Below are 10,823 nucleotides of genomic sequence, written 5' to 3'. Positions count from 1 at the left end.
AGGGTTTATCCTATTATCTATCAACCAACGCTGGTAACGGGCGTTCTTTGCTATTTCTATTTTATTTCTTTTTTATTTAGGTAATACTAATATCAATCCAGTTTCAGCATTAACCTAAAATAAATCCTGTTAAAGGAATATACATGTTATGATTTCACAAAAATAATTATACATGAAATCAATATGTACTGCACTTCAGACGTTTCATTTTTAGCAAATAAAGGGATTTTCCTTGTTATTTATATAGCTTAAAACGCCTTTTGCAAGGGAATTAGCAGGTTTTTTGCAATTTGTATGGAAAAAAATCATTTTTTGGCCTATGCTATATTGAAAGTATGTACATTTTCCGTTAGAATATATACGTTTAAATAGTTTGGATGACAAAGGTGGGTGTATCATGAAGAAAATCAGAGGCCGTATGGATGAGGCCATTCTCGTTTGTGTATATTACGGACCGAATGGAGAGCGACTGATCAAACGCGGTCATAAGTTGGCAAATATGCTTGATTGTCCTTATTATATTTTAACTGTTGACCAGCTTCCTTATGATGAATTTGATGAGGAGAAATCCAGGTATGTGGATCGCTGGAAAGAGCTGGCTGATGAGTTGGATGCAGAAGAATTTATTTTAAGGGATAATGAAAGTAAATCTTCTGTCAGAGCAATCAAGGAAGTTGCCCACAAGCATAATATAACGCAGGTTATTATTGGGCAGTCCCCGCAAAACAGGTGGGAAGAAATTACAAAAGGGTCATTTGTCAACGTACTTCTTCGTGAACTTACGTATATCGATATTCATATCGTCTCTTTCGACAGGAATGTAAGAGCAACCGAGGAAGATCCGGAATACGAAAGAGGAGTCCGTGCCTTCTTAAAGGAAGATAAAAACGGTGAATATGAACTCACTTTTGCACGATCCCATGCCAACCGCTATGAAGGAATTTTTTACAAGGACATCGGGACTGATTTTAATAACGGTGTTTTTAAATTTATATACGAAGGAAAAAGTTGCCAGATTCATGTTACAGAGGATAAAGTTGTAACAAAAATAAAACAACCGCCAAATTTGAAGTAGATTACATTATTGAATTGACTCATTCTCTTAAATTTAGGCTGCAGAAACAATCTAACACGGCTTTAGCTCCAGCTAAGGCCGTTTATTGTTGTTAAAAAAATCAGGTGAACCAGCCCTCCTCCCTAAATCGGGACACGGCTTCAATCCGGTTACTCACTTCCAATTTTTCCAAAATGACCGATACATAATTACGTACCGTTCCAGTAGTTATTAAAAGCTGTTTTCCTATTTCTTTCGTATTTTTTCCTTCTGCAATCAATTTAAGCACTTGCTCTTCTCGATCTGTCAGTGGATTTTCATTGCTGTAAGCCATATCAACCAGTTCCGGAGCATACACTCTCCGACCATTTATTATAGTGCGAATAGCATTTGCCAATTCCTCACTTGGGCTATCTTTTAACAGATATCCGCCTACCCCTGCATTTCTGGCCCGCTCAAAATAGCCTGCACGTGCAAAGGTCGTTAAAATAATTACTTTACAAGGGTGATCTTTTAGCTCTTCTGCTGCATCCAGACCGCTTTTCACCGGCATTTCAATATCCATTATACATATATCCGGCTGCTCTTTTTTCACCAGCTCTAATGCTTCTTCTCCATTTTTGGCTTTGCCGACGACCTCCATATCTTCTTCCAGATTTAGAAGTGACCCAAGTGCACCAAGCAGCATTCCTTGATCTTCAGCTATCACAATACGCATCACAACAGTTCCTCCTGTCCGGTTTGCTGTATTACATTTGGCACCTTGATTGTCATTATCGTTCCGCCGGATACAATGATTTCCATGCTGCCATTCACAAATTCCAGTCTTTCTCTGATGCCCGCCAGTCCATGGCTGTGGGGCGAGGTTTTTTTAACAGGCAGGCCGTTCCCATTATCCTGAACTTGAATTTCCAGCTCACTTGGGGATTGTTTAATAAAAATATTGCAATTTGTTGCCTGGCTGTGTTTCACTACATTGGTTACTGCTTCTTTCATGCATAAACTCAGTACATTCTCAACTAATAATGGAGTGTTATTTAAATCCAAGTTTCCTTCTACATTAAAATCGATTTGTGCAGCTTTCAGCATTTGCCGCACATGAATAATTTCGTCTTTAAGTTTAATGCTCCTCATATCAGACACCAGATCCCGCACCTCTTTTAAAGCTGTTCTTGCCGTTTGGTGAATATCATCTATTTCCGACTTTGCTGTTTCTGCATCCAAAGGAATTAATCTTCCAGCTAAATCACTTTTTAAGCCAATTAAGGAAAGCTTTTGTCCGAGCGTATCATGCAGGTCTCTTGCTATTCGCTGGCGTTCTTCCATAACCATGAGTTGGGAGATCTTTTTATTTGCATCCTCTAATTGATTTTCCAGCTTTTCTCTTTTGTTCCGATTATACATATTAAACGGAAGAAGAATGATCCCAATAATACTAATAATGATAAATGGAAACTGCGTGTAAAATATTTGGGTCTGTATAAAGAAGCCAATCGTCACTGCTGTGATTGTCGTAACTAAATGCACAACATATAATGTGAGGAATCCAGCTTTGTTTTGTATATTACCAATAAAAAAGGCTAAAAAGAGTGCAAAATAAACATAACCAAAATATAAAGTCATTCCGATGCTAATCGCTATTTCTAATCCCACGGACACATAAACCGTCCAGCCTTGTTTGATAAAGGCCAGGCGATAGGTAGTAAAAAATAGAACAACGAGTATAATGCCGATGATTACTTCTGTAAACGATGATGACCTGAAAATAAAATAGAACGGGAGAAGACAGAATGCTATCCACGTAAAGGCACTAAGCCCCGTATTTTTAGGAAAAATATGATACCAGTTTTGCATGAAGTCTCCCTCCTTCGTTCGTTTAACCAAGTATACCAAAAAAAATCCCCCTCTATACAGTATGGAAGGGAATTGTGCTTATTATTTTTCCTGTGAGCCTGGGACAAAACCTGAGGAAACATTGAAAAGACGAACAATCTACTATGGTAGCTCCGGAAATATACGTAGACTCCTGGGGCTGCGCTAAATGCTCGCCCCACCGTAAAGATTTGCGGGAGGAAAGGCATCGGTGAGACCCCGGAGTGCTTTAATAATGAAGGAGGCTCACCAGCCGCCCGCGGCAAAGAAGACACGCTGAAAACGACCAAAGGAAGTTTGAAATGATGTCGCACTTGTGCCCGTGGTGAAAGCATAGTATATTTCCGGAGCGGTTTTTAGGTGCCAGTTTAGTGATATTCGGATTTTTGTTTACTTCAATTGTTCTGTCCCAGCCTCTATTTGGATATTCAGCTTTCTTTTTTTCAAAAGTGCTTTGACTTCTCCAAAGCTTACAAATGATTTGCTCGCTTCATCATACAAGCGAAAGCGTATAGATTTTAAACTGGAAGCTAATGTGATCGTTGTAGCCTTCTTCAATGGCGGCGTAGATTCATGTGCATTTTCCAGATTATAATTAGGCACCCTTGGACTCAAGTGATGTACGTGATGGTATCCTATATTTCCTGTGATCCATTGCATTATTTTCGGAAGCTTGTAATAGGAGCTGCCATCGACAGCTGCTTTCACGAAATCCCACTCTTCCTCATTTTCGAAGTAGGAATCCTCAAACTGATGCTGCACGTAAAATAACCAAATACCAAGTGAACCAGATATAAATAAGATCGGGAGCTGGATAATTAAAAATGCCTGCCAGCCGACTGCCCATATTAGTATGGCGTAGATTCCGGCTATGGAAATGTTTATCAAATAGGTGTTCATTCGTTCCTTTCGCCTTGCACCTTTCCGATTGAAGCGGTTTGAAAGTAAGAAAAGATATAGCGGACCAAAGCCAAACATAATAATTGGGTTGCGGTAAAGCCGATAAGCTAATCTCCCCCAAAACGAAGCAGCAGCATATTCATCCACCGTCATCACCCACACGTCACCTGTACCCCGTTTATCCAGGTTACTGCTTGTCGCATGATGGATCGCGTGAGCTCGTTTCCATTTTTCAAAGGCAAACAATGTAATAATTCCGGTAATCGTACCGACAATCCGATTTGCTTTACTGCCTTTGAAAAAGGATCCATGTGTGCAATCATGAAATATGATAAATATCCGGATAACAAATCCCGATGCAACGATGGAAAGTGCAAGCGTCAGCCAAATGGACACCGCCAGGCTCTGGTATGCGAGGAACCATAGCAGAAAGAATGGCAGCACTGTATTTATCAGCTGTATGATACTTGCTTTTCTATCTGCTTTTGCAAAGCCCGCAACACTTTTTCTTAATTGTGCCTGTTTTTGTCTACTCATGTTTTCCTCCTAATATAAGGTACTAGTATTGGATACCTACTATGTTAGATAAAAACCAAGAGGAATATAAGACATAAACGTCAAGGGGTGTATATGACAAATGTCATGGGTATTGTATGTTATTTTTGGATGTTGGACTGTTTGACAAATTTGGGGCGTCACTGTGACCGCCGAAACCAAACAACAAATAAAAGTATAACTGCACTCACCCAAAGTAATGGCACGATGAAAAAATGGAGAAAGGGTTGCTGCGAATAAAGCTGCTCCATGCCATAATGCAGATGATAATTTGGAAAAACAGCGAGCCATTTCATCGTGCCTTGATCAATATTCATGAGCAGGCCTTCCACAAAGAAATAGAGCAGAATAACCGGCATGCCCTGTAAACTGACTTCAATGGTATTCCTTGTTTTCATCCCTAAAAATGTTCCGATAAAGAGCATCATCACCAGCATTGGCAAAACAAGCAGAAAGGTAATTATACTACGAGAGATACTGTCACTATAAAGGGAAAAGAAAAGTACCAACATGAGCGTCGTAACCGTGAACGTAATCAATATTTTTGAAAAAATGATGTCCCACATGGAATAGCCTGCTTGTATCAGGCGTCGTTTCGTTTTCTGTTCAAATTCCTCCACTACCATATTTCCCTGCATCAACATCGTTACCATAGTGAGAATAAAAGCAATGAGAAACGATATTGGTGTTTGCTGCACCGGAATCAGTGAAAAAACAGAAACAAAAACAATCACAGCAATAAGGTTAAAGAGAATCTGGCCATTCCAGCGCAAGTCGCATAAATCTTTGTAAAGCAATGCGCTCCATCGATGCATATCCACGAGACTCCCTCCTTTCATCATAACTGAATGAGCTCTTTTAATTTACTATAATTTCCTTTGGATAAAGGTATTGTACTTTTAGACGGGTTATCCAGGCTGAGACTATAACTATTTTTACTCCAAATAATAATTTCCCGCACTCGTTGCAAATTGACAAGATAGGAACGATGGCAACGGAAAAAACCTAATGGCAAAAGACGCGCTTCCAATGTTTTGGTTGTATTCGATGAAACAAATTCTTCATTGTTGACAAACAGAAAGGTCTGGCCATTGCGCGCTTCGATATAATCAATTTCCAACGGATGAAAGAGGATAATTTTATCTTCTACTTTCGCACTAATTTTCTCAAATGGAACTTGAGTATTTGTTAAATCTTCGTTATGCCCTTCCTCTTCCGTATCTTGAATATCTTCTTCCACCTTTTGTATCCCGCGCTCCGAATAACGGTAAACAACACCCCCAAGCCGAATGGCTTCTTCCAGCACAGGTGTAAACAGCAAAACAGCACCACCGTTTTTGGCCAATTGTACCAACAATTTATGAAGGACATGCTTTGATTGGAGATCCAACATTTGTGAAGGGTCTTCAAATATATATACTTCAGCTGGCTGTATCAAAGCTAAAGCAAACTGTAAGCGACGTTGTTCCGATTGTGTTAAATCTTTGGTTTTCTTGGAAACGCAAGCCTGCAAATCACACAAGTTCAAAAGCATTTCTATGTCCACTTTACGTTGATATAATCGGCTCCAAAAATGCAGCATTTGCTTGACGGTTAGTCGTTTATATAAACCATCCGTCTGCTGGAAAATATGCACATCTTGAAATCCTCCGTCCGGGAGTGTAATTGCACCACTTTTTATTGTATGGGGGTGATTCAATAGTTCGAATAACCGTTGAATATACTCATTTTCAGTTTGAACAGCGATCACATCACCTTGATAAACTGTCAAATTCAGTTCTGGCAACAGGACTGTATTTTGTTCAATTTTTCCTAATTGGTTAAAAGAAAGAACCATCATGATACCCCTTTTGACATTTTCATTTGTTTGATATTATGATAACGCAAGCTCCGTTATTTAACACCTAATTGATTAAAAGATTTCAATCGTCTTTCCCTTTCACTAAAATCGAAAGAACCACAATGAAACCAATGTTGATAAACCCAACAGGAATAAACCAGTCGGGGGCTGTATAGTTTGAAAATACAGGAAATATTTGCGACAAAGGTTCATAAATAACCAAAGCCGGAATAATGGCCAACAGTATCATTACCAAAGGTACGATTTTTCGCCACAATATTTTCATAGTAGACTATCTCCCTTCTTACGTAAATGGATTGAGATTCGGAAGGTATTCCAGTAGGTTCACGCCATAATGGAAAGCGACACCTAACGCAACCGACCATGATACAATGCCAATTGTCTGCCATAAGCTGACATATGACCTTTTTGCACCTGATGCGATCGAAATGGCAGCACATACGTGAAAACAAATAAACGGTCCGGCAAAGGAAACGCCTGGAACACCATACTTATTGAATAGTTGTTGAGCACGGTTCCTTCTCTTGCCTTTTTTCTTCTTGGAAACTTTGTTGCGAAGACCCGAGATCAACCAAACAAATACCATCACCGACAACCAATTACCTAAAGCACCAATGATTACAACTTGAACAGTGGGAAAACCAAAGACGATACCAATCGGAATCGCTACATACGATTCAAAAAATGGTACAATCGACATAATGAAGACACTCAGATATTGCACCCATGTATCCGCCTCTATCAATGTGAGTAATAAATCCTGAAACCATTCCAACATAAAAAACTCTCCTTTTTCGTTTGATGATCTCAGCATAAGCGGATAAGGTTTAAGACGCATTAAAATGTGAATGAATAGAGGAAAAAAAGAGGTGAATGGTTCTTATTTTATTGTGAGTGGTACTCATTTTTGGGCAAGTATTGATTTGGAGGTGTTTGGGATGGTTTGAAATTGATGAATGGAGAAAATTTGATGGTGAATGGAGTGGGAATTTTGTTGATTTAGCTATGAAATTCTTTACCTCATACTTTATTTATATAAGTTGAACAAGTGATTCTAAATTACAAGTCGGATTAAAATCCAATCAGGGCGTTGATCATAATGGACGTCCATGGAACTTTAAGTCAACTTATATAGGTTTTTTAAATTTGGGAAGTAACTATGCATTCAAAATGGGATAAAAAATATCAGCGAACAGCTTTATACAACTGTTCACTTTTTTAGCAGAATGATAAAGTGAACCTTCAATAAGTAGGGGGGCTTTATACCACAAGGGTATGCACCTAAAGGCCCTCCCCCCATAGCCATAAAGTTAAGTATTTCCAATTTGAGAGGAAAGAGGGAACACTGCATATACATACTAAAAAGGGTGTGATATGCTTGTGTGACAATAAGAACGATACAAACAAAAAAAGGGATGAGGATATGGCTACATTAAATTTAAAATACCAATATGCCATTAATGAGAGAGAAGCACAACTTATTGTTAATACACGAAAAACAGTAGTAAAAAAACCTTCTTATGCAAACAAATTTTATTTAACACCAGAAGAACGCCAGAAGAGAGCTGCGGATGTATTAAACAAATGGAAATAAATTTGGAACCTGTATCATTAATGGATTTAATAAAAGATCTAGCAGCTACAAAAGTGATTTGTGTAGAATATGATGACGAACCTAAACTAATACAATTCTACGAGGACAATGGTTTTAAACTATTACAAAAAAATAAAAATGAACTTAATATTAGTTTTTTGAAAATTTGATGCGATTGAGTCCTTGTGGTCAGATCCAGGCCTTCCCCCACATATTGTTAGCACCGCAAGGAGAGACCCGTATGCCAGTGAACGAATTGGGCTTTTACTGGCTGGCCGCCCCCACTTACAATTCTTGGATTCTCCTCGAATTGATGAAGCAGGGGTCTTACGACGCACAATGGTTTTCGGTGGAGCGAGGAACCACTGTACCGTAGCCCCAGGACGTATGTTTTTGTCGGCCAGCCAATTAAAATTCGGGTCGTCCCTGTGATCAAGTTAAAACAATTTCATCTGCTCATTAGATGCTTTTTCAGACTTGTCACCTTCCACCATATAGCCGAGTGCCTTGTAGCCTTTCTTTCTATTTTCAAACATATTTCCAAAGATCTCTTCCTGATGATCAATATAATCATAGACTTTCACTATTTCTTTATTCTCGTGCATCCTGTGAAGTCTGCCAACATATTGCTGCAGCGTTCCTTTCCAGGAAATTGGCATGGCCAGGAACAACGTGTCCAGGACTGCATTGTCGAAGCCTTCACCAATGTACTTTCCTGTTGCAATAATTAGTCTTTCCTCTTCATCTGGGATATCTTTTAAACGCTGCAGGCGGACTTTTCTTTCCTTTTTTTTCAATTCTCCCGTAAGCACAATGATATTTTTAGCAAAATTTTCGAACATCCTCTCCAACTCATGTACATGGTCAATCCGCTCCGTCAATATAATGGGTGAGGAACCATTGTCCAATTCTTTTAATACATCATTGAAAATCATCTCATTACGCTTAGAATCTGTTGCAAGCTCAGTATACACGTTCTGGACATTCTTCGTTTTATCATTCAATTTACTCTTAAACGAGGTCTTTCTGGAGACTAAAATATGCTTAAAAGGGCGGACTTTTGCTTGATCTTTAGCACTGACTTTATATCGTATCGGACCGCATTGCATAAGCATAATCGGATGCCATTTATCCCTTCTGGTAGGTGTTGCAGTTAGTCCATGTACATAAGCAGCTTCAGCTTGTTTTAGTACCCTTTCAAAACTAATAGCGGAAATATGATGGCATTCGTCTACAATAATTTGCCCGTAATTGTTAACTATGTCTTTTACTTGTCCCTTGTAATTTAAACTCTGAATGGTAGCAATGTCGATGAGACCTTTAGCTGTATTTTTCCCGCCGCCAACCTGGCCAATGTCAGCATGCTCTATGTCCAAAAAGGATGTCATGCTTTCTTTCCATTGGTCCAATAATTGCTTTGTATGGACGATGATTAGCGTATTTACATTTCTCTTTGAAATAAGCGCGGCTGCAACTACTGTTTTCCCAAAGCCTGTTGCGGCACTTAATATGCCATTTTTATAGTAAAGTAGGGTATTTACAGCATCCTCCTGCTGCGTAGTTAATCGCCCTAGAAATTCCCTCTCCACTTTTATTCCAGTATTGGTTTCATTATTCACAATCAGCTCCACGTTATTTTCTTTAAAAAGTCTATTAAGATCAGCAAAACAGCCTCTTGGAATAATGAGATCATCCTCATGGCTATCCGTGCAATCAATCACTTTTGGAATGTTATAGGTTGAATGCCTTTTCGCTCTTGCTTGATAATACTTTGGATTGTTGAATTTACCCAGGTTGGCGATCTGCTTTAAGAAATTAATGGGCAGGTCTGTTGTAGGAATGTGAATTCCATTTTTAATAGATATCTCCAGTTTTTTTGGGATTTTCGTCTGACTGGCCGCTCTTTCATTAACTTGTGTGGCGAACTCTGTTTCACCTGGTTCCTTAATGATTTCCTTTACTTCCACTTCACTCATCTTTTTGATTTGAGATAAGTATTGCCACTGATTCGAATAGGCATTAAAATTTTCATCCACAAAGACACTGTTGTTTTGTTGACGGGGATCATGCTGCAGTGGCAGGGCAATTAAATTGCCAAGTTTCTCTTCAGGTACCGTATCCTGAACAGGGAACATTCTGTCAAAGGAATGGAGGGAACCCCTTGTTTCACGAACCTTTGATAATAAAGTGTAGCCCAGCTTTCGTGCCAAACTTGCCGGGATAGCAGTTTCAAAGAATATCCAAACATGACACCCATTTCCGGAGCGGGATCTTTCCATACCAGTAGGAATACGGAGTGATTGGCAGACCTCCACAAAAGCTTTTGCGTCTCTTTCCCAATGCTGCTTGTCAAAATCCACAGCAAGAAACCAGCAAGTATTGTCTATTAAAACTGGGTAAACACCAATCGTTTTCTTTCCAGATAGGTGATCATAAATTACTTGATCTGTTAATGGGTAGTATTTCTTCGGCTTGCTTCCCTTTTGTTCGGATGGGAAATACTCAACTTTTTTATCCTTCCGTTGTATTGCATAAACGTCTCCTCGACCTTTAAAAAGATTGCGGAATATTTGAACCCTCACTTTCAACTGTTCTTCTTTTGTATTATGATGAAATGGGATATGATTGGTGGTTAATATTTCCTTTAGCCGCTCATTCTCATTTTTTAGACGCTTATTCTCTTCCAAAGCTTTCTGAAGTTTGATTTCGATATTCTTCATAGTAACCCTCTTTTCTATTACTATTGTAGCTTAAAAATAGTAATTTCAAACAGGTTGTGTTTTAAAATTGAAAGTGATAAAGATGTTATTCGAGAGAGGACACTGTTCTACTATTAGAAAAATAATTGTGAAGAGTAATTTATAGTAATTTATACGATGCAATTGTAAAAAGGGGAAGCGTAAAAGAAAACTGACTTCACAGCAATAATTGACAGTATAAAAAATAAACTTTATAATATACTTAGAATAAGGCCAGGATAGCGGTGA

General features: G+C 38.7%; 10 protein-coding genes. 2 read left to right on the top strand and 8 right to left on the bottom strand.

Annotated features, from left to right (window positions below):
* Window positions 1-397 precede the first annotated feature (397 nt).
* Window positions 398-1,075 carry an adenine nucleotide alpha hydrolase family protein gene (locus ACDX78_RS04135; RefSeq protein ID WP_486025577.1) on the top strand — a complete coding sequence of 226 codons (678 nt, stop codon included), beginning with the start codon at window positions 398-400 and terminating at the stop codon, window positions 1,073-1,075.
* Window positions 1,076-1,175: 100 nt separating this feature from the next.
* On the opposite strand, the gene ACDX78_RS04130 is transcribed toward ACDX78_RS04135, so the two are convergent.
* The 7 genes from ACDX78_RS04130 to ACDX78_RS04100 form a co-directional block, all read right to left on the bottom strand.
* Window positions 1,176-1,775, bottom strand: coding sequence for a response regulator (locus ACDX78_RS04130; protein WP_486025576.1), 600 nt, complete (start codon window positions 1,773-1,775; stop codon window positions 1,176-1,178).
* Window positions 1,772-2,908 (bottom strand): sensor histidine kinase, encoded by a 1,137-nt coding sequence (locus ACDX78_RS04125; protein WP_486025575.1) that lies wholly within the window; start codon window positions 2,906-2,908, stop codon window positions 1,772-1,774. The genes ACDX78_RS04130 and ACDX78_RS04125 overlap by 4 nt, the downstream gene beginning before the upstream one ends.
* 408 nt (window positions 2,909-3,316) lie before the next feature.
* Window positions 3,317-4,363 (bottom strand): Delta(5) desaturase DesA, encoded by a 1,047-nt coding sequence (desA, locus tag ACDX78_RS04120; RefSeq protein WP_486025573.1) that lies wholly within the window; start codon window positions 4,361-4,363, stop codon window positions 3,317-3,319.
* Between the two features lie 158 nt (window positions 4,364-4,521).
* On the bottom strand, window positions 4,522-5,196 hold the full coding sequence (locus tag ACDX78_RS04115) for an ABC transporter permease (protein ID WP_486025632.1): 675 nt from the start codon (window positions 5,194-5,196) through the stop codon (window positions 4,522-4,524).
* A gap of 23 nt (window positions 5,197-5,219) precedes the next feature.
* A complete protein-coding gene (locus ACDX78_RS04110; protein WP_486025572.1) occupies window positions 5,220-6,218 on the bottom strand; it encodes a LytTR family transcriptional regulator DNA-binding domain-containing protein in 999 nt (332 codons plus the stop codon).
* Window positions 6,219-6,303: 85 nt separating this feature from the next.
* A complete protein-coding gene (locus ACDX78_RS04105; protein ID WP_486025570.1) occupies window positions 6,304-6,507 on the bottom strand; it encodes a hypothetical protein in 204 nt (67 codons plus the stop codon).
* 18 nt (window positions 6,508-6,525) lie between these two features.
* The gene (locus ACDX78_RS04100) at window positions 6,526-7,020 is read right to left on the bottom strand and encodes a small multi-drug export protein (protein WP_486025568.1); all 495 of its coding nucleotides are present in this window, start codon (window positions 7,018-7,020) and stop codon (window positions 6,526-6,528) included.
* A 645-nt stretch (window positions 7,021-7,665) separates the two neighbouring features.
* Here ACDX78_RS04100 and ACDX78_RS04095 point away from each other — a divergent pair.
* Window positions 7,666-7,836: a hypothetical protein gene (locus ACDX78_RS04095; protein WP_486025566.1), complete on the top strand. Its 171-nt coding sequence runs from the start codon at window positions 7,666-7,668 to the stop codon at window positions 7,834-7,836.
* A 437-nt stretch (window positions 7,837-8,273) separates the two neighbouring features.
* Here the strand turns inward: ACDX78_RS04095 and ACDX78_RS04090 are convergent, their stop codons facing one another.
* Window positions 8,274-10,556 (bottom strand): TOTE conflict system archaeo-eukaryotic primase domain-containing protein, encoded by a 2,283-nt coding sequence (locus ACDX78_RS04090; protein ID WP_486025564.1) that lies wholly within the window; start codon window positions 10,554-10,556, stop codon window positions 8,274-8,276.
* Window positions 10,557-10,823: the final 267 nt, after the last annotated feature.

The organism is Virgibacillus oceani (genome assembly GCF_041521345.1).
In the GTDB taxonomy this organism is placed as follows: Bacteria; Bacillota; Bacilli; order Bacillales; family Amphibacillaceae; genus Virgibacillus_N; species Virgibacillus_N oceani_A.
The sequence above is the reverse complement of the archived record's forward strand: the minus strand, read 5'-3'. Positions and strand labels throughout refer to the sequence as shown.

Bases quoted from the DNA above. Each gene is read 5' to 3' on its own strand.
- ACDX78_RS04115 (WP_486025632.1), bottom strand. From the start codon at position 5,196: ATGCATCGATGGAGCGCATTGCTTTACAAAGATTTATGCGACTTGCGC.
- ACDX78_RS04090 (WP_486025564.1), bottom strand. From the start codon at position 10,556: ATGAAGAATATCGAAATCAAACTTCAGAAAGCTTTGGAAGAGAATAAG.
- desA (WP_486025573.1), bottom strand. From the start codon at position 4,363: ATGAGTAGACAAAAACAGGCACAATTAAGAAAAAGTGTTGCGGGCTTT.
- ACDX78_RS04125 (WP_486025575.1), bottom strand. From the start codon at position 2,908: ATGCAAAACTGGTATCATATTTTTCCTAAAAATACGGGGCTTAGTGCC.
- ACDX78_RS04105 (WP_486025570.1), bottom strand. From the start codon at position 6,507: ATGAAAATATTGTGGCGAAAAATCGTACCTTTGGTAATGATACTGTTG.
- ACDX78_RS04135 (WP_486025577.1), top strand. From the start codon at position 398: ATGAAGAAAATCAGAGGCCGTATGGATGAGGCCATTCTCGTTTGTGTA.
- ACDX78_RS04095 (WP_486025566.1), top strand. From the start codon at position 7,666: ATGGCTACATTAAATTTAAAATACCAATATGCCATTAATGAGAGAGAA.
- ACDX78_RS04110 (WP_486025572.1), bottom strand. From the start codon at position 6,218: ATGGTTCTTTCTTTTAACCAATTAGGAAAAATTGAACAAAATACAGTC.
- ACDX78_RS04100 (WP_486025568.1), bottom strand. From the start codon at position 7,020: ATGTTGGAATGGTTTCAGGATTTATTACTCACATTGATAGAGGCGGAT.